Origin of the sequence: Streptomyces sp. NPDC058373 (assembly GCF_042723275.1) — a bacterium.
Classification (GTDB): domain Bacteria; phylum Actinomycetota; class Actinomycetes; order Streptomycetales; family Streptomycetaceae; genus Streptomyces.
Map to the genome: position 1 here is coordinate 24,098 of NZ_JBHXJE010000033.1, position 23,418 is coordinate 47,515.

General features: G+C 74.7%; 21 protein-coding genes and 1 riboswitch. Of the genes, 14 read left to right on the forward strand and 7 right to left on the reverse strand.

Going from position 1 to position 23,418, the window contains the following annotated elements:
- Nucleotides 1-117 precede the first annotated feature (117 nt).
- The 4 genes from ACFWMZ_RS19265 to ACFWMZ_RS19280 form a co-directional block, all read right to left on the reverse strand.
- Nucleotides 118-1,686 (reverse strand): cobyric acid synthase, encoded by a 1,569-nt coding sequence (locus tag ACFWMZ_RS19265; RefSeq protein WP_383202997.1) that lies wholly within the window; start codon nt 1,684-1,686, stop codon nt 118-120.
- Entirely contained in the window at nt 1,683-2,669 is a 987-nt protein-coding gene (locus ACFWMZ_RS19270; RefSeq protein ID WP_383203000.1) for a cobalamin biosynthesis protein, read from the reverse strand. Before ACFWMZ_RS19270 ends, ACFWMZ_RS19265 begins: the two co-directional genes overlap by 4 nt.
- Before the next feature lie 125 nt (nt 2,670-2,794).
- Nucleotides 2,795-2,922: riboswitch (cobalamin riboswitch) on the reverse strand.
- Nucleotides 2,923-3,116: 194 nt separating this feature from the next.
- Complete coding sequence (locus ACFWMZ_RS19275; protein WP_383179322.1) at nt 3,117-3,338, reverse strand: hypothetical protein; 222 nt, start codon at nt 3,336-3,338, stop codon at nt 3,117-3,119.
- A 31-nt stretch (nt 3,339-3,369) separates the two neighbouring features.
- Nucleotides 3,370-4,701: an anion permease gene (locus ACFWMZ_RS19280; RefSeq protein ID WP_383203002.1), complete on the reverse strand. Its 1,332-nt coding sequence runs from the start codon at nt 4,699-4,701 to the stop codon at nt 3,370-3,372.
- 420 nt (nt 4,702-5,121) lie between these two features.
- Between ACFWMZ_RS19280 and ACFWMZ_RS19285 the strand changes: the two genes are divergently transcribed.
- The 5 genes from ACFWMZ_RS19285 to ACFWMZ_RS19305 all read left to right on the forward strand — a co-directional run bounded on the left by ACFWMZ_RS19285 (nt 5,122) and on the right by ACFWMZ_RS19305 (nt 11,259).
- A complete protein-coding gene (locus ACFWMZ_RS19285; protein WP_383203005.1) occupies nt 5,122-5,889 on the forward strand; it encodes a class II aldolase/adducin family protein in 768 nt (255 codons plus the stop codon).
- A 90-nt stretch (nt 5,890-5,979) separates the two neighbouring features.
- A complete protein-coding gene (locus ACFWMZ_RS19290) occupies nt 5,980-7,113 on the forward strand; it encodes an alpha/beta hydrolase (protein WP_383203008.1) in 1,134 nt (377 codons plus the stop codon).
- A gap of 440 nt (nt 7,114-7,553) precedes the next feature.
- Complete coding sequence (locus ACFWMZ_RS19295; protein WP_383203011.1) at nt 7,554-9,275, forward strand: sodium:solute symporter family protein; 1,722 nt, start codon at nt 7,554-7,556, stop codon at nt 9,273-9,275.
- Between the two features lie 16 nt (nt 9,276-9,291).
- Entirely contained in the window at nt 9,292-9,423 is a 132-nt protein-coding gene (locus tag ACFWMZ_RS19300; protein WP_383179310.1) for a putative transporter small subunit, read from the forward strand.
- 426 nt (nt 9,424-9,849) lie between these two features.
- Nucleotides 9,850-11,259, forward strand: a complete 1,410-nt coding sequence (locus ACFWMZ_RS19305) for a hypothetical protein (protein ID WP_383203014.1) — start codon at nt 9,850-9,852, stop codon at nt 11,257-11,259.
- A gap of 18 nt (nt 11,260-11,277) precedes the next feature.
- Here ACFWMZ_RS19305 and ACFWMZ_RS19310 read toward each other — a convergent pair whose 3' ends face one another.
- A complete protein-coding gene (locus tag ACFWMZ_RS19310) occupies nt 11,278-11,694 on the reverse strand; it encodes a VOC family protein (protein WP_383179304.1) in 417 nt (138 codons plus the stop codon).
- A gap of 301 nt (nt 11,695-11,995) precedes the next feature.
- On the opposite strand from ACFWMZ_RS19310, the gene ACFWMZ_RS19315 reads away from it, so the two are divergent.
- The 4 genes from ACFWMZ_RS19315 (at nt 11,996) to ACFWMZ_RS19330 (ending at nt 19,164) form a co-directional block, all read left to right on the forward strand.
- The gene (locus ACFWMZ_RS19315) at nt 11,996-13,594 is read left to right on the forward strand and encodes an ABC-F family ATP-binding cassette domain-containing protein (protein ID WP_383179301.1); all 1,599 of its coding nucleotides are present in this window, start codon (nt 11,996-11,998) and stop codon (nt 13,592-13,594) included.
- 490 nt (nt 13,595-14,084) lie between these two features.
- A complete protein-coding gene (locus ACFWMZ_RS19320; RefSeq protein ID WP_383179298.1) occupies nt 14,085-14,306 on the forward strand; it encodes a helix-turn-helix domain-containing protein in 222 nt (73 codons plus the stop codon).
- Nucleotides 14,307-14,630: 324 nt separating this feature from the next.
- On the forward strand, nt 14,631-15,431 hold the full coding sequence (locus ACFWMZ_RS19325; protein ID WP_383179295.1) for an enoyl-CoA hydratase/isomerase family protein: 801 nt from the start codon (nt 14,631-14,633) through the stop codon (nt 15,429-15,431).
- Nucleotides 15,432-15,501: 70 nt separating this feature from the next.
- Nucleotides 15,502-19,164, forward strand: coding sequence for a protein kinase (locus tag ACFWMZ_RS19330; protein WP_383203017.1), 3,663 nt, complete (start codon nt 15,502-15,504; stop codon nt 19,162-19,164).
- A gap of 153 nt (nt 19,165-19,317) precedes the next feature.
- Here the strand turns inward: ACFWMZ_RS19330 and ACFWMZ_RS19335 are convergent, their stop codons facing one another.
- Nucleotides 19,318-20,058, reverse strand: a complete 741-nt coding sequence (locus ACFWMZ_RS19335) for a nucleopolyhedrovirus P10 family protein (RefSeq protein WP_383179289.1) — start codon at nt 20,056-20,058, stop codon at nt 19,318-19,320.
- Between the two features lie 94 nt (nt 20,059-20,152).
- Here ACFWMZ_RS19335 and ACFWMZ_RS19340 point away from each other — a divergent pair, with 94 nt between their 5' ends.
- The 5 genes from ACFWMZ_RS19340 to amaP all read left to right on the forward strand — a co-directional run bounded on the left by ACFWMZ_RS19340 (nt 20,153) and on the right by amaP (nt 22,490).
- Complete coding sequence (locus tag ACFWMZ_RS19340; RefSeq protein ID WP_383179286.1) at nt 20,153-20,635, forward strand: Asp23/Gls24 family envelope stress response protein; 483 nt, start codon at nt 20,153-20,155, stop codon at nt 20,633-20,635.
- Between the two features lie 67 nt (nt 20,636-20,702).
- Complete coding sequence (locus tag ACFWMZ_RS19345; RefSeq protein ID WP_383179283.1) at nt 20,703-20,894, forward strand: hypothetical protein; 192 nt, start codon at nt 20,703-20,705, stop codon at nt 20,892-20,894.
- A complete protein-coding gene (locus ACFWMZ_RS19350; RefSeq protein WP_383179281.1) occupies nt 20,891-21,244 on the forward strand; it encodes an Asp23/Gls24 family envelope stress response protein in 354 nt (117 codons plus the stop codon). Before ACFWMZ_RS19345 ends, ACFWMZ_RS19350 begins: the two co-directional genes overlap by 4 nt.
- Nucleotides 21,241-21,906, forward strand: a complete 666-nt coding sequence (locus tag ACFWMZ_RS19355; protein WP_383179278.1) for a DUF6286 domain-containing protein — start codon at nt 21,241-21,243, stop codon at nt 21,904-21,906. The genes ACFWMZ_RS19350 and ACFWMZ_RS19355 overlap by 4 nt, the downstream gene beginning before the upstream one ends.
- The gene (gene amaP, locus ACFWMZ_RS19360; RefSeq protein ID WP_383179275.1) at nt 21,903-22,490 is read left to right on the forward strand and encodes an alkaline shock response membrane anchor protein AmaP; all 588 of its coding nucleotides are present in this window, start codon (nt 21,903-21,905) and stop codon (nt 22,488-22,490) included. The genes ACFWMZ_RS19355 and amaP overlap by 4 nt, the downstream gene beginning before the upstream one ends.
- 109 nt (nt 22,491-22,599) lie before the next feature.
- Here the strand turns inward: amaP and ACFWMZ_RS19365 are convergent, their stop codons facing one another.
- A complete protein-coding gene (locus tag ACFWMZ_RS19365; protein ID WP_383203020.1) occupies nt 22,600-23,355 on the reverse strand; it encodes an SDR family oxidoreductase in 756 nt (251 codons plus the stop codon).
- Nucleotides 23,356-23,418 lie beyond the last annotated feature (63 nt).

Below are 23,418 nucleotides of genomic sequence, written 5' to 3' on the forward strand. Positions count from 1 at the left end.
CACTCACCAAGACCACGCGCCGCGCGGCGGCAGGGGTACGGCGGACAGGGGACGCGGGGCCGCCGGGAGGGCGGAGCCCGGGCGTGCGGGCGTGAGGCTCGCTGACCGGGGCGCGGGTCATGGCGCTCCCGGCGGGAGGAACGGCAGGCCGGGCGGGGCGCCCCGCTCGATGAGGCGCAGCAGCGCCTCGGTGTCGGCGTGCTCCTCGATCAGGTCGCCGAGCCGGTCGAGCTGCTCCTCGCGGAGCAGGCCGAAGGAGGTGTCGGGGGCGGGGACGAAGCGGCGGCCCGCGGCCCGGGCCACCTCGGTGAGGAAGGCCCTGCGGTAGCCGTCGCTCTCCAGCGAGCCGTGCCAGTGGGTGCCCCACACCGCGCCGACCCGGCAGCCGTCCAGGGCCCGCCCGGCCGCGTCGGTGAAGACCGGCTCGCCGCCCCGTACCTCGGCGACGCCGTGATGGATCTCGTACCCCTCGGCCGGCTCGCCGAGGGCCGAACCGGCCGGCCGCGCCAGCGTCTTCCCGGCCGCGAACCGCACTCGCACCGGCAGCACGCCGAGCCCCGCCACGGTGCCCGCCCGGGACTCCACCTCGTCCTCGATCCGCTCGCCGAGGAGCTGGTAGCCGCCGCAGATGCCGAGCACCGGCCGCCCCTCGGCGACCCGCCGCAGCAGCGCGTCGGCCAGACCCCGCTCACGCAGCCAGGCCAGCGCGCGGACCGTGCCCCGGGTGCCGGGGACCACCACCAGGTCGGCGTCGGCCAGCTCCTCGGCCCGGTCCACGAACCGCACCACCACGCCCGGTTCGGCGGCCAGCGCGTCCACGTCGGTGAAGTTCGACATCAGCGGCACCGCGCAGACCGCGACCCGCAGCACGTCCTCGCCGACCGGCGGTGCCACCACCGACTCGCGGACCGCGCCGCGCAGCGAGACCCGCAGCCCGTCCTCCTCGTCGATGCCGAGCCCGTCGGCGTACGGCAGGACGCCGTAGGTGTGCCGTCCGGTGATGCCCCGCAGCATCTCGACGCCGGGCTTCAGCAACTCGACGTCGCCCCGGAACTTGTTGACCACGTACCCGGCCACCAACGCCTGGTCCTCGGGGGCCAGCAGTGCCGTGGTGCCGAAGAACGAGGCGAAGACCCCGCCCCGGTCGATGTCGCCGACCACCAGCACCGGCAGCTTCGCCGCGCGGGCCACGCCCATGTTGACGATGTCGGTGCGGCGCAGGTTGATCTCGGCGGGGCTGCCCGCGCCCTCGCAGACCACCACGTCGTGCTCGGCCCGCAGCCGGGCCAGGCACTCCAGCACCGGTTCCAGCAGTGCCTCACGGCGGCCGCCCGCCACCGCACGCGCCGGCTCCCCGGGCCGTGCCGAGCCGAAGAAACCCTGGGCGCTCAGCTCCCCGACCGGCTTGCCGAGCAGCACGACCTGGCTGGAGCGGTCGCTGCCGGGCTTGAGCAGGACCGGGTTCATCAGCGCCGTCGGCTCGACGCGGGCGGCCTGCGCCTGCATGGCCTGGGCCCGGCCGATCTCCGCGCCCTCCCGGGTGACGAACGAGTTGAGGGACATGTTCTGCCCCTTGAACGGCGCCACCTTCACCCCGCGCCGCGCCAGCCACCGGCAGATGCCCGCCGTCAGCACGCTCTTCCCGGCGTCCGAGGTGGTCCCCGCGATCAGCACTCCGCCGCTCATGCCCCTGCCCGTCCCTTCCCGGTTCCCGCGCGCCGGGCGCGCCCGCGTACCGCTCCGGCGGCCAGGCGTGCGCCCGCCCCCGCCACCAGGGCCAGCGCCCCGACGCGCCGGGAGAGCCGGGCGGCCCGTTCGATGTCGCCGGGCCGCACCGGGCGGCCCTGGCCGCCGAGCACCGGCCGGTGCTCGGTCCGCCCGCCGTACGCCAGGGTCCCGCCGAGCCGCACCCCGAGCGCGCCGGCGAACGCCGCCTCGACCGGGCCCGCGTTGGGGCTCGGGTGGCGGTGCGCGTCGGCGCGCCAGGCCCGGACGGCGCCACGCGGGTCGGGTCCGGCGAGGACGGCGAGGGCGGCCGTCAGCCGCGCCCCCGGGTAGCCGACGGCGTCGTCGAGGCGGGCCGAGGCCCAGCCGAACCGGCGCAGCCGGGGCGACTTGTGGCCGACCATGGCGTCCAGCGTGTTGACGGCGCGGAACCCGACGAGGCCGGGGACGCCCGCGACCGCGCCCCAGACCAGGGCGCCGACCACCGCGTCCGAGGTGTTCTCGGCGACCGACTCCACCACGGCACGGGCCAGCGCGTCGGCGTCCAGCGCCTGCGGGTCGCGCCCGCAGAGGCGGGGCAGCAGCCGCCGCGCCTCGGCCACGTCACCGGCCTGGAGGGCGGCGCCGATCAGCCGGGCCTCACGCACCAGCGAGGTGCCGCCGACCACGGCCCAGGTCGTGGTGGCGGTCAGCGCGACGGCGCCGCGCGGGTGGCGGCGTACGGCTCGACCGGCCAGCGCGGCGGCGGCGGTGGCGCCGCCCGCGCAGAGCGCGGTGTGCAGGGCGCCCCAGCCGCGGTGGTCGTGCCACAGGCGCCGCTCCACGGCGGCGGCCGCCCGGCCGAAGAGGGCCACGGGGTGGCCCCGGCCGGGGTCGGCGAGAAGGGCGTCGGCCAGCAGCCCGGCGGTGGCGCCGCACGCGAAGACGCGGCCGGCACGGTCCACGGGGCTCAGTCCGTTCGGCGCTCGGGGGACCGGTGGACGGCTGGAGGGGGCGGCGACGGGCAGCCACGCATGGCGGTGTGTCCTCACTCAGGGTCCGCGCCCTGGTTCGACGTGACCGGGGGCGAGAGTCTCCTGGCTTCCGGATCGGCGGCATCCCCTGGCCTTCCAGCCCCTGGGGGCCGTGGCGCTCGGCGGAGATGCCGCTCCCCGGTGACAGTGGCGGGACCGCGCCGGATTCGCACCGGCTTCCTCTGCTGCCTCCGTGTTTCGGCCCCGGCAGTCCACCACGTGCCCGGAACACCAGTCAACTCACCGTTGACCTGCGGCGAAGAGTGTGTGGAGCCCCACAGCGGGGGCGGCGCGGCACCGGGCGCCCGCGCCGCCGTACGCCGAAGGGCGGGCCGGACGCCGTACGTCCGGTCCGCCCTTCGCGGCGGGAGGTGGCCCTCAGGCCACGATGATGTAGATCCCGTAGGCGACCGCCGCCGCGCAGAGGGCGAAGCAGAGGTAGCCGCCGGTCCTGGCGAGGGCGCCGGATCCGCCGCCCTGCGTGCTGCTCGCGCCCTTGGAGAGGCCCACGATGCCGAGGGTGAAGAAGCCGACGAGCGCGACGGTGACCACGAGGCTCACGCCGAAGACGGCGCCGAGGGCTGCCCAGTCGATGTGCATGGTGAGGTGTCCTTACGTACGCGAGGCCGGGTCAGACCGTGGCCGGCCGGGCCGGTTCGGCGGAGGAGTGGCCGGGCTGGCCGGGGATCGAGGAGAGCGGGGAGCCGCCCGCCGGACCGTCGCCGTCCCGGTCGTCGTCGTCCCGCTCGCCGGAGGCGTCCGAGGCGGCGGCCTCGTCGGAGGCGGCGGCCGCGCCGGTGGGCGGCGGGGCGACGGAGGCCATGGCCTGGGTGACGACGCCCGAGGGCTCGTCCTGGCCCGGCTCGACGTCGTTGACGTTGTCGTGGGTGACGGGGGAGCGGCGCGAGCGCAGCCAGATCGCGAAGGACCCGCCGACCAGCAGGACCGCGGTGGCGGCGACGCCCCAGTCGCCCTGCTTGGTGAGGAACTCGGCGGCCGCGCCGACCAGGGCGGCGGCCGGGAGCGTCAGGCCCCAGGCGACGAACATCCGGGTGGCGGTCGACCAGCGGACGACACCGCCCTTGCGGCCGAGGCCCGCACCCATCACCGCGCCGGAGCACGACTGGGTGGTGGAGAGGGAGAAGCCCAGGTGGGAGGAGGCCAGGATGACCGTCGCGGCGCTGGTCTGGGCGGCGAAGCCCTGCGGCGGCGTGAGGTCGGTGAGGCCCTTGCCCATGGTCCGGATGATGCGCCAGCCGCCCAGGTACGTACCGAGCGCGATGGCGACACCGGCGGAGACGATGACCCACATCGGGGGGTTGGAGCCGGGCGCGAGGACACCGCCGGTCACCAGGGCGAGGGTGATGACACCCATCGTCTTCTGGGCGTCGTTGGTGCCGTGCGCCAGCGAGACCAGGCCGGCCGAGGCGATCTGTCCGGCGCGGTAGCCCTTGGCGGTGGACTTCTCGTCCACGTTCCGGTTGATCCGGAAGGTCAGCCGGGTGGCGAGCATCGCGGCGAGGCCGGCGACGAGCGGCGCGGCGAGCGCCGGGAGCAGCACCTTGGTGACGACGGTGCCGCCGTTGACGGAGGACCAGCCCGCCGACATCACCGCGGCGCCGATGAGGCCGCCGAAGAGCGCGTGCGAGGAGCTCGACGGCAGACCGACGAGCCAGGTCAGAAGATTCCACAGAATGGCGCCGACGAGGGCGGCGAAGATGACTTCCGTCTTCAGGCCGTCCTCGTTGATGAGTCCGCCGGAGATCGTCTTGGCGACCTCCACGGAGAGGAACGCGCCGACGAGGTTGAGGACGGCGGACATCGCCACCGCGGCCTTGGGCCTCATCGCGCCGGTCGAGATGGTGGTGGCCATCGCGTTGGCTGTGTCGTGGAAACCGTTCGTGAAGTCGAACACGAGAGCGGTCACGATCACGATCCCGAGGAGAAGCGTGATGTGTTCCATTTACCCGGACTTCTGTGGGACGTCGTTGGCTCGTTGAACGTAGGGGTGTTGAGTGAACGGAAGATGAACTGAGCCGGGCAACGTGGTGACCCGAACCGGAGCCCGGGCGGCCGCCTCGTCCCCGGACCCGCCCCGACCCCGTGGGGGAGCGGCTCCCGGGGCCTTTCCTGCCCTCGATCACGGCCTTCGGCAGGGGTGCCCGCGGAGCCGCGATGTGAGGCAGGTCGCACGCCCCGGGCGGGGCCGGCGGCGGCGAAGCGGAATGCCCTGTGGGTGGCTGGGGACGGGGCGTGCGCCGGAGAGGGCTTCGGGGGGCGGGTGCGTACGCCGGGGCGACCGCCCGGCGGGGGAGTGCCGCCGGGCGAGGGCTGGGGGTGCGGGGCGCGCCTCGGGCGGCGGCTGCCCTCGCGGGGGAGCCCCGTGGCAGGATCCCGCGCCATGGAGAAGAAGCTGGAGCAGCACCGGGAAGACCAGGAAGTCCAGGAGGCCCAGGATGCCCTGGCGGACCAGGACGGTACCGTCGCCCGCGCCTGGCGGGCCCTGCTGGAGACGGCCCGGGCCACCGTCCGCGACGGGCTGGTGGTCGGCACCTCCGGCAACGTCTCCGTCCGCGTCACCCCCGGCGGCCCGGGCGGCGGCACCGCGCGGGACCTCGTCCTCATCACCCCCACCGGCGTCCCCTACGACCAGCTCGGCCCCGAGGACACCGTCGCCGTCACCCCGGACGGCCGCCAGGTCCTCGGCACGCTGAAGCCCACCAGCGAACTGCCGCTCCACCTCGCCGTGTACCGCACCGGCACGGCCCGCGCCGTCGTCCACACCCACGCCCCGCACGCCACCGCCGTCTCCACGCTCGTCGACACCCTGCCGCCGGTCCACTACATGGCGGCCGCGTTCGGCGGCCCGGTCCGCACCGCCCCGTACGCCCTCTACGGCACCCGGGAACTCGCCGCCCACCTCCTCGAGGCCCTCCGCGACCGCACCGGCTGCCTGCTGCGCAACCACGGCACCGTCACCACCGGCGACACCCTCGGCCAGGCGCTGGAGCGCACCGCCCAGCTGGAGTGGATGTGCCGCGTCTGGCTGCTGGCCCGCTCCGTCCCCGGCCACACCCCGGCCCTCCTCGACACCGGCCGGCTCGCGGCCGCCGCCGACCGGCTGCGCGGTTACGGCCAGCCGGAGGGCTGACCCGCCGCCCGGCCCGCCCGGCGCCCGCCACGTGACCCCCCGGGCCACGCCCACTGGCCGGGAGGCGGTCTCTGCCCGCAGACTGGAGCGGTGCGTATCGCCCGAACGACGGCACTGGCCGTCACCGCCGCAGTCGGAGCCGGGGTCGCCGCCGTCGCGGCCGGCCGGTACGCCAGCGACGCCGCCCTGCGGCTCCCACCAGGCCACCGGCTGCGGACCGAACCGAAGCTGACGGTCCACCGGGCCGAGGGCGGGCGGATCGTCCTCACCCGCGACCTCGCCTCCCTGCGCCCCGGCCGCTACGGCCTCGCGGGAAGCGACTTCCACGCCGCCGTGGGGCCGGTGCTCGACCGCACCGAGGGCGAGGTCGCCGCCGACACCGTGGTCCGCCGCCTGGAGCGCGTCTTCCACGGCACCCCCGGCACCGGCGACCGGGCCTGGCTCACCCCGCAGCTCTACAGCGGCGACCCCGCCACCGCCCTCGGCCTCTCCTACGCCGGGGTCGAGATCCCCGGCGAACTGGGCGTCCTGCCCGGCTGGATGGTGCCCGGCGACCGCCGCACCTGGGTGGTGGCCGTCCACGGCCTGGCCGGCACCATCGAGCACCCCTTGGTCGTGACCGAGCAGCTGCACCGCCTCGGCCTGCCGGTGCTCTCCCTGGCCTACCGCGGCGACCGGGGCGCCCCCCGTTCCCCGGACGGCCTCAACCACCTGGGCGACACCGAGTGGCGCGACGTCGACGCCGCCATCCGCTTCGCCGTCGCCAACGGCGCCACCCGCGTCATCCTCTACGGCTGGTCCACCGGCGCCACCATGGCCCTCTTCGCCGCCGCACGCTCCGCGCTGCGCGACCGCATCGGCGGGCTCATCCTCGACTCCCCGGTCCTCGGCCGTGAGGAGACCGTCCAGGCGCTGGCCTCCGCCAGGCACGTGCCGCGCGCCTTCCTGCCGCTCGCCGTACGCGCCGCCGAGGGCCGCACCGGGCTCAGCGACGACCGGCTCCCGCACATCGGCGGCCCCGAGGGCCTGCGCGTCCCCACCTTCCTGGTCCACGGCCCCGACGACGAGATCGCCCCCTTGGGGTACTCGCTCGCCCTCGCCCGCAGCCGCCCCGACCTGATCACCCTCCGGACGGTCCCCGACGCCCCCCACGCCGCCATGTGGAACGCCGACCCCAACGGCTACGACGAGGCCCTGCGCCGTTTCCTGACTCCGCTGCTCTGAGCGACACCGCCTCCGCGGGCACGTGAGGCGTGCCCGTGATCACCACCGCATAACAAAACCATCGCCCATTGCATATGCAATGAGCAAAGAGGTTGCGGTGAGAGGGGGAGGTGGTCACGACAAGGCAGGACAAACGACCCGTCAAACGCTGACTCTCCCGGCATCTGCCGCATTAGAGAAGTCATTTGCCCTCGTCGGGGCCGCGCGAATCGAAGATCGCCACGGCGCGACGGTGCTGTTATGGTGCCAGGCGTTTGCGGGCACAAAGGATGCCCCCGTTTTATGGCGTCCCCCGATCCCAGCGATGACGCGGCCTGGGGACCGAAGCAGGAGCCCCGCCGGCGCCCTTGGGCGCGAGGCGCGCGCACGCAGCTCCCCCGGTCGACCCGTCGGGTGCTACGGCTGACGCCGGGCTCCGCGAGTCGAAGGAGGTGGTGCGTGTGGACGGACTGGAAACAGCCGGTTTCAGCGCCGTGGTGGTAGTCGGATTGCTGGTCTTCTTCTACGGAGGGACCTTCCTGATCTCGACCCGCATCGGCAAGAAGGAAGAGAACGCCGACGGGTACATGACCGGCGGCAACAACATCGGGTTCGGGGTCTCCGCCGCCAGCATGACGGCGACATGGATCTGGGCGTCCTCGATGTACGCCTCGGCGACGTCCGGTTACACCTACGGCATATCCGGGCCCATCCACTACGGGCTCTGGGGCGCCCTGATGATTCTCTTCATCTACCCCTTCGGCAAGCGCATTCGCGCCGTCGCCCCGAAGGCCCACACGCTGGCCGAGGTGATGCGCGCCCGGCACGGCCGCTCCAGTCAGCTGATGCTCGCCGGCTCCAACATCGTCGGCAGCCTGATCAGCCTGATGTCCAACTTCATCGCCGGCGGCGTGCTGATCTCCCTGCTGTCGCCGTTCACCTTCACCCAGGGCGTCTTCGCCGTGGCCGCGGGCGTGCTGCTGTACACCCTGTGGTCCGGCTTCCGGGCCTCCGTGCTGACCGACTTCGTGCAGGTGATCGCGATGCTCGGTGCGGTGGCCGTGATCGTCCCGTTCATCTTCTTCGCCGCCGGGTTCCCGGCGGCGTTCGAGACGGGCGCGGAGAACCTGACCTCCCAGCAGGGCGACTTCTTCTCCAGCGAGGCGTTCATGGAGCAGGGCGCCCCCTACATCGCCGCCGTACTGGCCTACGCCATCGGCAACCAGACCATCGCCCAGCGGCTCTTCGCCGTGAAGCAGACCCTGATCAAGCCGGTCTTCGTCACCGCGACCATCGGCTACGGCGCCATGGTGATCGGCGTCGGCATGCTCGGCGTGCTCGCCCTCTACCTGGGCTTCGAGCCGACCGGTGGCGACCTCAACAACCTCATCCCCGAGATGGCCGCCGACTACCTGCCGCCCGTGCTGCTGGCGCTCTTCTTCATCATGATCGTCGGCGCGCTCTCCTCCACCGCCGACTCGGACCTCTCCGCCCTCTCCTCCATCATGATGGCCGACGTCTACGGACAGAACGTGACCGGCGAGAAGAAGGCCAACCCCCGGACGATGCTGCTGATCGGGCGCCTCACGATGGTGGTGGCGACCGCGATGGCCGTGGCCTTCGCCAGCCTCCAGCTGAGCATCCTCGACCTGCTGGTCTTCGTCGGCGCGCTGTGGGGCGCCCTCGTCTTCCCGGTGCTGGCCAGCTTCTACTGGGAGAAGGTCACCAACAAGGCGTTCACCGTCTCGGTCCTCGCGGCCCTCGCGGTGTTCCTGCCCGTCCGCTTCGACTGGCTCCCCCTGGACGGCGTCTTCGGCATCCTCGTCGACGTGCTGTCGGTCGTCGGGATCGGTGTGGTCCTCGGCCTGATGGTCTTCGGCTTCCTCGGCCTCAGGGCAGCGAAGATCGCCGGTGTGCTGGCCGTGGTGGCCTCCGCGCCGTTCGCCGTCGGCTCCCTGCACGAGTACGCGACGCTGTGCGGCTCGCTCGTCGCGTACTCCGTGAGCACCGCCATCTGCTGGGCGATGTCCGTCGGCCGACGTGAACGCTTCGACTTCGCCCTCATCGCGCAGCGCACCGGGGACTTCGACGACGGCGGGGCGGGGGCCGGTGTCCCGCCCCAGGTGACAGGGGCGCAAGGCACCGCACCGACCCCGCCCCCGAGCCCCGCGGGCACCCAGTGACCCAGGAGGAGGCACAGTGACCACCATCGCTCTGACCGTGTACGTCCTGATGTGGCCTGTCGGCGTGGCCGCCGTCCTGTTCGTGATCAGCCGTGCGTTCTTCCGCGAGTGGGCCGAGGCCCGCCGCAAGGGCGAGGGCATGATCTGACCCGCCCGCTCGGCCCGGCCCCCAAGGCCGGGCCGATCGCCGCCGCCCCACAGGTGCCCCCCGGCACCACCGCCGACGAGGCGGGCCCGACCGCCTCGGCAGCCTTCTGCCCCGACAGGCAGTCCCCGCCCGTACCCGCGGCCCCGCGCCCAGCGCGCGGCACGGCCCGACGGCGACGCCCTCCCGTACACGGCGCCCGCATGCGACGCGGCACGGCGCGCCCCCCCGCTCGCACCCCCGGGGCACGAACTCCTCCGAGCTCGCGCCGCCCGCGCACTACGCGCCGACGCCTCCGAGCCTCCCGCCCGGCCCCACGCCGCCCGGGACGGGACAAAGCGGCTGGAACATTTCGCTCCGAGCCGCCCATAGCAGCCCCGGCACCAGTTCCGTTTGGGATTTCCGTACTTCACCCGGAAGACTGCCCCCGTGACGTCCCGTATCCCGCGCGACTCCAGGCTCCGAATCGTCCGCCCACGACCCCTCGCCGCCGCCCCGGCGGCGGTCGCCGAACGGCGGGCCCGCAGGCCCGCGCCCCGCCCGCCCGAGGGCACGCCGCCCCGGGCCCGGCTCGCCGCCATGGCGAGGGAGGGCCTGGCCGACGCCGTCCGGGTCGCCCGCTGGGCCGAGACGGCACTGCCCCGCGGCGGCCCCGCCGCCCAGCCGGCCGCACCCGCCGACGGAGAGGGGGCGCTCTCCGAGGCGACCGCGATCCGCGCCGCGGGCGAGCTGGGGCTCACCCCGGCCAAAGTCCGCGCCGACTGGGACACCGCCCGCCTCGCCGGACTGGTCGAGGTGCACGGCGGCGTGGCCCGCGCCGGGTGGCGCCTGCGCGCCTGGGACCGGGACGACTCCGCCGTGCTGCGCGGCTGGGTGGCGCTCTTCGACGCCTGGTCGCTGGTCCACCCCGGCCCGGACGAGCTGACCCCCGCCGCGGGCGCCGAGGTGATCGAGGCGGTCCCGCAGCTGCTGACCCTGCTCCAGCTCTCCGCGGGCCCCGTCCCCGTCACCCAGCTCCTGGACCTCCTCGAACAGCGCGTGGAGGAACTCCGCACCCAGCGCTGCGAGATCCCCTACGCCCCCCGGGCCGAACCGGCGGCCGAACCGGGCCAGGACATCCCGCTGGCCACCCTGCTCGACTGGGCCCTGCACGGCCTCGCCGCCGTCGGCGCGCTCACCTACGCCGACGGCCACGCCACCCTCACCCCGCTCGGGAGCTGGGCGGTGTGGGTGCGGCTGGAGCAGATCTGCGTCGCCGCCCAGAGCCCGGCGGGCAACATCGAGCAGCCCGCCGAGGAGATGCTCCGCGGCTGTGCCCGGCTGCGCCCGCAGTCGGCCCGCTCGGAGTATCGCGCCTGGCTCGCCGCCCGCCCCGCCGGCAGCGCCGTCGCCGAGCTGCTGGAGGCGGCCCGGGGCGAGGACGCCATGGTGCGCAGCCTCGCCTTCGAGGCACTCAGGGTCGTCGGCGCCCCCGCCGAGGCCGAGGTGCGCGCCGCCGCCGAGGACGTCTCGCTGCGGCCCTACGCCCTGCTCTGGCTCGCCGAGCACGACGGCACCGACCCCGAGGACGCCCCGCTGGTCCTCAGCCGCCAGGAGGCCACCTGGCTGTGGGTCGACACGGCCGCCGCCGTCGCGGACCACGGCGAGGCCCCGCTGCTCGTCCGGCACCTGGAGGCCGCCGTCCAGTCGACGGTGCCCGCCCTGCTCGCCGACGTCCGCGCGGTCGGCCACCCCCGCACCGTGCAGGTCCTGGTGGCGCTGGCCGCCGCCCACCCGGACCCGGCGCTCGCCAAGGCCGTGCGCCGGGCCGCCTTCCAGGTCCACACCGGCGGCGCCTGACCAGGGCCCGGGCCAGGCTCAGGCGGGCAGCTCGGGACCGTACGTACCGAAGGACCAGATGTTCCCCTCGGCGTCCCGCGCCATGTAGTCGCGGGAGCCGTACTCCTGGTCCGTCGGGGGCGTGAGGATCTCGACGCCGTCGTGGGCGGCGGCGCGGGCGTGGTGGGCGTCCACGTCGGTGACGACGACGTAGACGCCGACCGGCCCGGCGCCCGTCATCGCCCGGTCGTAGGCGCTGCCCGTGCCCTTGGGGCCGATCATCACGGCGCCGTTGCCCAGCGACAGCTCGGCGTGGGCGACCTTCCCGTCGTCCGTCTCGTAGACCGCCGCCCGGGTGAAGCCGAACGCCTCCGTCAGGGTCCGTACGGCCGCTTGGGCGTCCGCGTAGAGGACCGTCGGGAAGACGGTGGGGGGTCCGCTCGCGGTCTGGGCCATGGCACTCACTCCTTGGGACGTCCCGTTCCGGTGCGGGGTGATTCCGCTCACCGGTGAGCGGGGCGCGCGGCGGCGCCCGTACCGAGCTCCAGGCCCTCTCGCGTGCGCCCGCTCGCCCCGGTGTCGAGTATCTGCCGGTTGCCGCCTCCGCGCTCCCGGGGGCGGAGGGCCGTCGAGGGAGAAAAGCGGTTGACCGCCGCCGTTAGAATTGCCGTATGGCCATTCTCCTCACGCATTAGACGGCGTCGACCGCCCCCGCATCAGTCCGCCGTCCGTTCCATTCCTGCCCAGGAGTCTGTCCGTGATCACCGCCTCCGGTGTCGAGCTGCGCGCCGGCGCCCGCGTCCTCATCGAGTCCGCCACCTTCCGTATCGCCAAGGGCGACCGCATCGGCCTCGTCGGCCGCAACGGCGCGGGGAAGACCACCCTCACCAAGTGCCTCGCGGGGCAGGGCCAGCCCGCCGCCGGCACCATCACCTCCTCCGGCGAGGTCGGCTACCTCCCGCAGGACCCGCGCACCGGCGACCTCGACGTCCTCGCCCGCGACCGCGTCCTCTCCGCCCGCGGCCTGGACACCCTGCTCAAGAAGATGCGGGAGAACGAGCAGCGGATGGCCACCGGCCAGGGCGCCACCCGCGAGAAGGCGATGCGCAAGTACGAGCGGCTGGAGACGGAGTTCCTCACCAAGGGCGGGTACGCCGCCGAGGCCGAGGCCGCCACCATCGCCGCCGCGCTCAACCTCCCCGACCGGGTCCTCGGCCAGCCCCTGCACACCCTCTCGGGTGGTCAGCGGCGCCGTATCGAGCTGGCCCGCATCCTCTTCTCCGACGCCGACGTGCTCCTCCTGGACGAGCCCACCAACCACCTCGACGCGGACTCCATCGCCTGGCTGCGCGACTACCTGAGGAGCTACCGCGGCGGCTTCATCGTCATCTCCCACGATGTCGAGCTGGTCGAGACGGTCGTCAACAAGGTCTTCTACCTGGACGCCAACCGCGCCCAGATCGACATCTACAACATGGGCTGGAAGCTCTACCAGCAGCAGCGCGAGGCCGACGAGAAGCGCCGCCGCCGCGAGCGGCAGAACGCCGAGAAGAAGGCCGCGACCCTCAACGCCCAGGCCGACAAGATGCGCGCCAAGGCCACCAAGACGGTCGCCGCGCAGAACATGGCCCGCCGCGCCGAGCGGCTGCTCTCCGGCCTGGAGGCCGAGCGGGTCAGCGACAAGGTCGCCAAGCTGCGCTTCCCCGAGCCCGCCCCCTGCGGCAAGACCCCGCTGACCGCCGAGGGCCTCTCCAAGTCGTACGGCTCGCTGGAGATCTTCACCGACGTCAGCCTCGCCATCGACAAGGGCTCCCGGGTCGTCATCCTCGGCCTCAACGGCGCGGGCAAGACGACCCTGCTGCGGCTGCTCGCCGGGACGGAGAAGCCCGACACCGGCAGCGTGGTCGAGGGCCACGGGCTGAAACTCGGCTACTACGCGCAGGAGCACGAGACGCTCGACCCCGACCGCACGGTCCTGGAGAACATGCGCTCGGCCGCGCCCGACCTGGACCTGGTGCAGGTCCGCAAGACGCTCGGCTCGTTCCTCTTCTCCGGCGACGACGTCGACAAGCCGGCCGGGGTGCTCTCCGGCGGCGAGAAGACCCGGCTGGCCCTGGCCACCCTGGTCGTCTCCTCGGCCAACGTCCTCCTCCTCGACGAGCCCACCAACAACCTCGACCCGGCCAGCCGTGAGGAGATCCTCGGCGCGCTCAAGACGTACAAGGGCGCCGTCGTCCTCGTCACCCACGACGAGGGTGCGGTCGACGCCCTCCAGCCCGAGCGGATCATCCTGCTCCCCGACGGCGTCGAGGACCTCTGGGGCGCGGACTACCTCGACCTGGTCACCCTGGCCTGACCGGTTCGGCCCGGCGCCGACCCGCCCGACGCACACCCCGCGAGCCGTCCGCCCGATCCCGGGCCGGGCGGCTCCGGCGTGCGGTCCGGGTACAAGGGGCGCGTTCACCCGGCGCATTCCGGCGTACGCAGGGTTGACGCGGAGAGATCGTCCTCGGATGGATCATTCGGCCCACTCCTGATCCGTCATCTGCGTGAGCGGCTCTCACCCTGGGGGCGAGAAGCCGTCGACAGGCGCTGCCGCACCGGCCCCGCCGACCTCGGATCCCTTGTGCCACCTGGCCTTGGCCCGCCTCCACCCTGACCAGCCGCTTCCCGCCGGAACCCGTTCGGCGGTACGGGTGCGAGGCGTGCGGAATGCTTGGTTCCACAGGCCATGGCCCATTTCCCTGGCAAAACCCGCTCCCGCCGACCTTGCCGAATGGGTGGCCAGGAAGGCCGGGAGGGGTGATCATGAGAGACAAGAGCGCACTTCGCATGAGGAGGCACGGGTGGCCGAGACTCTGAAGAAGGGCAGCCGGGTGACCGGCGCGGCGCGCGACAAGCTCGCCGCCGACCTGAAGAGGAAGTACGACGACGGCGCGAGCATTCGTGCGCTGGCGGAGGAAACCGGACGTTCCTACGGGTTCGTCCACCGGATGCTCAGCGAATCCGGTGTCACACTGCGGGGACGAGGCGGCGCGACCAGAGGCAAGAAGTCCTCGTCGGACTGACCCCGACCCGCACACACCAGTACCAGTACCAGCACCAGTGCTCATCACCAGCACTGCTTCACCGCCTTCACCGCCGATCCCGGCCGACGGCTGCGAGCCGAAGGGCCGCGGTCGTTGTCGAGAGTCCCGACGCCCGCAGGGCGCGCAGCGACCGAGCACGTCGGGGCTCTCGACAACGACATGCGTCGGCCCGGCGGCGAGCCTCCGCCGAAGGTCCGGCCTGCTCACCTTCCACCCGGTCGGGCTCCCGGCCGGGTCAGTGGTTACTGTGCAGTCACTTACGGGCGTGCCCACGCGCCCCACCGACCGCACCGGAGGCAGGCCATGGCCGCGACCGATCCCGCAACCCCGCTGCTCGACCAGGACGGCGTACGCCTCACCGTGGACGGGGCGACCGCCACGGTGACGCTGACCAACCCGGCGAAGCGCAACGCGCAGAGCCCGGCCCTGTGGCGCAGCCTCACCGAGGCCGGGCGCCTGCTCCCCGGCTCGGTGCGGATCGCCGTGGTCCGCGGCGAGGGCAAGTCGTTCTCGGCGGGACTCGACCGGCAGGCGTTCACGCCGGAGGGGTTCGAGGACGAGCCGTCCTTCGTCGACATGGGCAAGGGCCCGGCCGAGGAGATGGACGCCGTCATCGCCTCGTACCAGGAGGCGTTCACCTGGTGGCGGCGGAGTGACCTGATCACCATCGCCGCCGTGCAGGGGCACGCGATCGGCGCCGGGTTCCAGCTGGCGCTCGCCTGCGACCTGAGGGTGGTCGCCGAGGACGTGCAGTTCGCCATGCGCGAGACCAGCCTCGGCCTGGTGCCCGACCTGACCGGCACCCAGCCGCTGGTCCACCTGGTCGGCTACGCCCGCGCCCTGGAGATCTGCGCCACCGGCCGCTTCGTCCACGCCGAGGAGGCCGAGCGCACCGGCCTCGCCAACCTCGTCGTCCCCGCCGACCAGCTCGACGCCGCCGTCGCCGACCTGGCGGCCGCGCTGCTCGCGGCCCCCCGCGACGCCGTCGTGGAGACCAAGGCCCTGCTCCAGGGTGCCGTCGGCCGCGACCTGGACGAGCAGCGCGCCGCCGAGCGCGCCGCCCAGGGCCGCCGCCTCCGCGACCTGGTGGGCCAGGGGGACTGACCCTCCCGCCCCTGCCCCGATAGGCTCGTCGAACAGAGTACCGGGGCAGCTCAACAGGGGGCGGAAGGTCGTGAGTTCACCGCTGACGCGGGACGATCCGGAGCGCATCGGCGGGTACTGGCTCGCGGCCAGACTCGGCGCGGGCGGACAGGGCGTGGTCTACGAGGCGTACGACGCCTCGGGGGCGCGGTACGCGCTCAAGACGCTGCACACGGGGGCGGAGTCCTTCGCCCGGGACCGGTTCGCGCGGGAGGCCGACTCGGCCCGCCGCGTGGCCGCCTTCTGCACCGCCCGGATCGTCCGCGCGGGCGTCGACGGCGACGTGCCGTACATCGTCAGCGAGTACGTGCCCGGGCCGACCCTGTCGGCCCGGGTGCACGCCGACGGGCCGCTCGGGCCCGAGGGGGCGCTGCGACTGGCCGTCGGGGTGGCGACCGCGCTGGCCGCCATCCACCAGGCCGGGGTGATCCACCGGGACCTGAAGCCCGGCAACGTGCTGCTGGGCCCCGACGGCCCGCGCATCATCGACTTCGGCATCGCCCGCGCGCCCGAGATGTCGCTGACCGCCACCGGCGCGGTGATGGGCACCCTCGGCTACATGGCGCCCGAGGTGCTGGCGGGACACCGGGCCACCGAGGCCTCGGACATCTTCGCCTGGGCCGCGGTGGTGGTGTACGCCGCCTCCGGGACCGAGCCGTTCCGCGGCGAGAACATCGGCGAGGTCGTCCACCGCACCGCCACCGTCGACCCGGACCTCGGCGCGCTGCCCGCCCGGGTCCGCCCGCTCATCGCCGCCGCCCTCGCCAAGGAGCCGGAGCTGCGGCCCACCGCCGCCGACCTGCTGCTCGGCCTGGTCGGCGCGCCCGTGGAGGCGGCCGATCCGCGCCGGGCCCTGCTGGAGGCGGGCGCCCGCAAGGCGTCCACCCCCGCCGACCAGGCGCCGGACGCCGGCGAGCACCACGACCCGACAAGCGTCGAGGCTCCGCTCGGGGAGCGGGCCGAGGCCGCATGGTCCGCGCTGTCCCCCACCGCCGGCGCGGCCGCCCGGGAGCTGCTGCTGCGACTCACCGTCCCGGGGTCGGCGGCCGACGGGTCGCAGGACACCGTGCGCACCGCCGCCCCGGCCGAACTCTTCGCCGACCGTGCCGAGGCGGAGCACTCCGCGCTCGCCGAGGCCGCCGAGGCGCTCACCGGCGCCGGAGTGCTGGTGACCGAGGCGGACGGCTCGGTCCGGCCGGTCAGCGCGGCCCTGCTGCCCGCCTGGCGGCGGCTGCGCGCCTGGGCCGACGCCGACCGGACCGCGCTGGAGACGCTGCACCGCGTGGGCGCCGCCGCCCGGCGCTGGGAGGCGCACGGCGGGCGTACGGAGGACCTGCCCCGCGGCACCGAGCTGCGCCAGGGCCTCGACTGGCTGACGGCCGCCCCTTATCACCTGCGGCCCAACCCGCTGGAGCGGCGCTTCCTCGCCGCCGCGCGGGACGAGGAGACCCGGGCGGCACGGCGGCGGCGCCGGCTGCTGTCCGGACTCGCCGGGGTGAGCGCCCTCGCCCTGCTGGCCGGAGGCGTGGCCTGGACCCAGAACCAGCAGGCGGAGCTGCGCCGCACCCAGGCCACCGCCCGCGCGGTCGCCCAGTCGGCGGAGAGCCTGCGCAGCACCGACCCGACGGCGGCGATGCTGCTGGGCCTGGCCTCCTGGCGGATAGCCGAAGTGCCGGAGGCGCGGGGCGCGCTCAACACGGCGGCACTCCAACTGGAGCGCGGGGTGCTCCCGTTGCGGCCGCTGGACGCCGGTGACGAGTCGGGGCGGCTCCTGTCGGCCGACGGGCGGCGGCTCGTCACGTACTCGCCGCTGGGCGTGCAGGTGTGGGAGACGGGCAAGGGGCCGGGCGGGGCGGAGCGTCCGCTGGTGGAGCTCACCCCCGACGCCATCGACCTGAGCGCGCCGCTGGAGACCGTCCTCAGCGCCGACGGGACGTACCTGCTGCTCCGTCAGAAGGACGGCCGCCCGCGCTTGCTGCGGACCGAGGACGGGAAGTTCGTCGGCAAGCCGGTGGCCGACCGGAAGCTGAAGCCCCTCGGCGTCTCCGACGAGGGGCACATGCTGTTCGGCACCGAGTCCCGGGGGGTCCGCGTGCTGGACCGGTCCGGCCGCCACGTCGTGACCGAGCCCTCCGGCACCCTGCTCGCCCCCGACGGCGGCCACACCGTGCACTGCGGCTTCGGGAGCATGGTGGTCCGGCGCGCCGAGAAGGACGCCCCCTCGGTCGTCAGCCAGACCTTCAAGGACGACAAGGGCAAGTACACCTGTCCCGACCTGTTGTTCAGCCCGGACGGCAGCCACCTGGCGGCCAGCGGCGACCGGCGCACCTTCGTCTGGGACCTGGAGTCGGGAAAGCTCACCGCGACCCTGGCCACCGGCCCGATCGCGCCGCGCTTCAGCTCCGGCGGCCGCTTCCTGGTCGGCTGGTCCGAGCAGGACGGCGCCATGGAGGTCTGGCCGACCGGCCAGGACGCCTCGCAGCCGCTGGCGGGCATCAGCACCGCCGACACCGACACCGCCTTCGTCGACCTCGCCCTGGACGAGCGCGCCGAGGTGCTGAGGCACGTCCCGTACGGCTCCGAGCGGATGTACGAGACCGATGTGGCGGGCATGCTCGACCACGCGGCGCCGAAGTCCGGCGCGTCCGACGAGGGCGGGGAGGTCGGCGCGGCGCTCTCCCCGGACGGCCGCACCGGCCTGGTGCGCGAGGGGGAGGAGAACCCGACCCTGAGGCTGATCGACCTCGCCGACGGGAAGACGATCGGTGACCCCGTCACCCAGGGCACCCCCGTCGGTCCCGTCCTCGAACACGTCGCCGCGCTCAGCGACGGCGGCACGGTGCTCGCCTACACCGACGGCGAGGGCGGCAGCGGTGAGGAGTTGCGGCGCGAGGTCGCCGTCCGCGACACGAAGGCCGGGAAGGAGATCCTCCGCATCCCGGTGACCGTCGAGGAGCGGGTGCACCGCCTCGTCGTCGCGCCGGACGGCCGCCACCTCGCGGCCACCTTCGCCCCGGCGGGCTCCGTCCCCTCGGCCGAGGGCTCCGCCGTGCAGGTGTGGGACCTCCGTTCGGGCCGCAAGGTCCGCGAACTGCCGGGCGACTACGGCCACGGCGTGTTCAGCCCGGACGGCCGCACCCTGGTCACCACCACCGGGTACGCGTTGGACCTGGCGGCCGGGTCGGTCCGCGAGGACGTCCTCGGGGCGGGCCGCAACACCGACCTCGTCTTCTCCCCGGACGGGAAGCAGGTCGCCGTCCTCAAGGAGTCCGGGCTGGTCGAGCTCTGGGACGGCGCGCTGCGCGAGCGGAAGGCGACGATGCCCAGCGGTCTGGTGCGCGGCGGCGACCGGCACGGCGGCTACGCCCGGACGATGTCCTTCTCCGCCGACGGCGGTCAGCTCGCCGTGCTGCTGGATGCCGACCCGAACGAACTGGACGGGGACGCCGTGCAGTTGTGGGACACGGCGGCGCGCATACCGCTCGGCCCGCCGCTGGTGCTCGGCGGCCGCCCGGCCGACGCGGTCGCCTTCCACGGGCAGGCGCTGCGCACCCTCACCGGCGACCGGGTGCACACCGTCGACCTCACGCCGTCCGGGCTGGCGAAGACCATCTGCCGGAAGGCGGGGCGGGACCTCACCGAGGACGAGTGGCGCACCTACATCCCCGACGAGCCGTACCGGAAGCTCTGCTGAGCCGGTGAGAGGGCGGGGCGCGAGGCCCCGCCCTCCGGACGGGCGCGGCGGCGTTCACCCGCGCTCACCACCGCCCCGCGTCCACCACGGCCCGGAGGCCGGGGCGAGGGCGCGGGCGGGCCCGCCCGTGGTCCGGAGCCCGGGCCCGCCCGCTCAGTCCACCGCCGTCACCAGCACCGCCACCGAAGGCCGGTCCGGCAGCGCCTCGGTGACCGCCTGGCGGACCGCCCGTGCCACCTCGTGCGGCCGGTGACCGCTCGCCACCGCGAGTTCCACCCGGACGTGGCCGGGGCGCCCCGGCCCGGCGGGGCGATCCACCCGTACGGCCCCGCTCCGGCCCCCGAACGCCCCACCGAGCCGCGCCACCCCCGGCACGGCGAGCGCCGCCGACGCGGCCCGTGCCTCGGTGGAGTCCTCGCGCGGGGTGTGCGCCTCACCCGGCGTGCCGGAGGGGCGGCCGGTGGCGGGCGGGTCGTCGTCCCCGGCCCGCTCCTCCCGGGGCGTGCCCACCCCGGTGACCCGCAGGTCCACCTCCGTGACCCGCAGCCCCAACTGGTTCCCGGCCGCCTCGGCGAGTGCCGCGCGGAGCTGGTCGGCCAGGGCCGGGAAGGGCTCCAGGCGGGTCGCGGCGAACTCAGCGTCGATCCTGAGCGGGCCCGGCCACAGCGCGCTCGGCGGCGGTGGCACCCCCGGCTCCTCGGTCGGCGCGCCCTCCACGGGGCCGACCCGCAGCGGGCCCAGCCGCACTCCGGCCACCTCGTCCGCCGAACGGCGCAACGCCGAGCGCGCCGCCGACTCCGTCAACCACGCCCCGTCCTGTGACCCTCCCATCGGCAACAGCCTGCCCAGTCCCAGTTGATGTCGTACCGCCTCGGTCCACCCGTCCGTACTCATGGACCCAGACTGCCGTATCCAGGGCGCGAACCGGGGCAACCCGGCATAATGTGGGCGCCACGAGTGGATCACCGTGCGGAAGGGAAGTGCCGCGATGACCGAGCCCACAGAGCGCAGGCGGTCGGAGGACGACCGGGAGGGCCAGGGCGGCCCGGGTGGCCGCCGCGGCCACGGCGCCCCGGGGACCCGGGGGAAGACCACCATCGCCGACGGCGTGGTGGAGAAGATCGCCGGTCTCGCCGCCCGGGACGTGGACGGCGTGCACGCGATGGGCAGCGGGATCTCCCGCACCCTCGGTGCCATGCGCGACCGGGTGCCCGGCGGCGGCAAGTCCGTCACCCGCGGCGTCAGCGCCGAGGTCGGCGAGGTGCAGACCGCCCTCGACCTGGAGATCGTCGTCGAGTACGGCGTGTCGATCGCCGACGTCGCCCGCTCCGTGCGGGAGAACGTGGTGAACGCTGTCGAGCGGATGACCGGCCTGGAGGTCGTCGAGGTCAACATCGCCGTCAGCGACGTCAAGCTGCCCGACGAGGACGACGACGATGACGACGGCGGCGACGGCCGCAACCTCCAGTGACCGGCATGCCGCGCCCCCGACACCGGGGGCGGACCGGCCGGCCCGGACCGGCCAGAAGGAGTACGAGATGAGCATGGCCCTGATCGGCCTGGTGGCCGGGTTGGCGCTGGGCTTCGCCGGATACTTCGGCGGGTTCGGTGCCTTCGTCCTGGTGGCGGCGCTCGGAGCGGTGGGCTTCGTCGCGGGCAGGTTCGCCGACGGAGACCTGGAACCCGGCGACTTCTTCCGCTCGCGCGGACGTGACACCGGGCGCCGGTGAGCCCTGTGACCAGCGGACCGGTCGCGCCGGCGGAGCGCGGCGAGACCCGCATCGCGGACCGGGTGGTCGCCAAGATCGCCGGGCAGGCCGCGCGGGAGGCGCTGCGCGGCAACCAGAGGGACGCGGACGCGCCCCGCGCCACCGTCAGCATCCACCAGGACCGGGCCCGGGTCCGGGTCAGCGTCGAGCTGGGCTACCCCACGGACATCGGCCGGCAGTGCGGTGCCGTACGGCGCCGGGTCACCGAACGCGTCGAGGGGCTCACCGGCATGACCGTGCCCGAGGTCGCCGTCCAGGTCGAGAAGCTGCACGCCAAGGCCGCCGGCCGGACGGAAGGGAGGGCCCGATGAGTGAGAACCCCGAACCGGGCGGCGCCACCCGTTCCGGCAGCGGCGGGGTGCTGGAGAAGGACCCGCGCGTGGTGGACGCCTCCCCGCCGGAGCGCGGGGAGGCACTGGACCCCGGCGGCAGGGCCCACCGCTTCTGGTCGGCGCGCCGCGTCCCCGCCACCCTCACCGCCCTGGTGCTCCTCGGCGCCTCCGGCCTCCTCCTCTACGACGTGGTGGCGGTCCGCGCCGGGCACCGGGCGATGGCCTGGCGCCGCACCCTCGCCCGGGAGCTGGCCGAACGGCCGCTGGACGACATCTGGACGCTGGTCGGCGCGGGCGTCGCCGCCGCCCTCGGCCTCTGGCTGCTGCTCCTCGCCCTCACACCGGGGCGGCGCCGCCTGCTGCCGATGGGCCGCGTCCACCCCGACGTCCGCGCGGTGCTGCACCGCAAGGCCGCCGCCCTCGCCGTGCGGGACCGGGCGATGGAGGTGCCCGGGGTGCAGAGCGCCACGGTGAAGCTGAAGCGGCGCAAGGCCAAGGTGCGGGCCGTCGCCCACTTCCGCGACGTGGACGAGGTGCGCACCGATCTGCGGTCCGCCTCCGGCGAGGCCGTCGAAGACCTCGGCCTCGCCCGCCCGCCGAAGGTGTCGGTCAAGGTCGTCCGTCCCCAGCGAAAGAGGTGACCGGCGTGCGAACCAAGGTCAACCGCGTCCTGCTCGCCCTCGCCGGTCTGCTGCTGATCGTCGCGGGAGGCGCCACCCTCGCCGTCGGGCTGGGCGTGAAGCCGCCCTCCTGGTGGATCTACGACGGGCGCGGCGACGTGCTGCTCACCGAGGCCAACCGCACCCGCTGGCGCGACGAGGGCTGGTGGTGGCCGGTGGTCATCGCCGCCCTGGCGGTGATCCTGCTGCTCGCCCTGTGGTGGCTCTCGGCCGAACTGCGCCGCCACCGCCTCTCCGCCCTCGCCGTCGACACCGGCGACGGGGACGGTGCCGAGGTGCGCGGCCGCGCGGTGGAGGACGCCCTCAGCGACGAGGCCGAGCGACTGCCCGGCGTGGACCGGGCCAGGGTGCTGCTGCGCGGCCGCCGCGGCTCGCCCGAGGTGCGGGCCGGGCTCCGCCTGGAGACGCACGCCGGGCCGCGCGAGACGCTGGAGCGCCTGGTCGGCCAGGGGCTCCGGGACGCCCGGGGCTCCCTCGGCCGGGACAAGCTGCCCGCCGAGGTGGTCCTCAAGTCCGCCCGCCACAAGGCGGAACGGGTCTCCTGACCCGAGGTCTCGCCGTACCACCGGGAAGGCTCCCGGCGTACAGGCAGGAAGAAGAAGGGGCCCGGCACCGTGCCGGGCCCCTTCCCGCGTGCCGTCCGGACGCGGACGGTCAGAAGCCGTGCCGTACGCCGCCGTCCACGGGGACCATGATCCCGGTGAGGTAGGAGGCGGCGGGGGAGAGGAGGAAGGCGGCGGTGCGGCCGAACTCCTCCGGGCGGCCGTACCGCTTCAGCGGGATGGACGCCTCGGCGGTGGCACGGGCGGCCGCCGGGTCCTCGGCGAAGCCGTCGATCTCCCGGATGCGGTCGGTGTCGATCTTCCCGGGCAGCACCCCGACGACCCGGATGCCGCGCGGGCCGACCTCGTTCGCCAGCGACTTGGCGAAACCGGCGAGGCCCGGCCGCAGTCCGTTGGAGACGGTCAGCCCGGTGATCGGCTCGTGGACGGAGCCGGAGAGCACGAAGCCGATGACGCCGCCCTCGCCCAGCTCGGCCGCGGCCGCCCGGGCGAGCCGCACCGCGCCCAGGAAGACCGAGGCGAAGCCCGCCTCCCACTGCGCGTCCGTGGTGGAGGTGGCGGAGCCCGGCGGCGGGCCGCCGACGCTGATGAGGATGCCGTCGAGACGGCCGAAGCGCTCCTTGGCGGTGGCGAGCAGGCGCCCGGCGGCCTGGGGGTCGGCGTTGTCGGCGCCGACGCCGACGGCGTTCGGGCCGATCGCCTCGGCGGCCTGCTCCGCCGTGGCCTGGTCGCGGCCGCTGACGACGACCTTCGCGCCGTCGGCGGCCAGCGCGCGGGCGGTGGCGTTGCCGAGGCCACGGGTGGCGCCGGTGACGACGTAGACGCGGTCCTTCAGTCCAAGATCCATGACCCACATCCTGCCGTGCGGGGGCGGCCGGAGGCGAGGCAGGGGGCCGCCCGGATTCCGCTT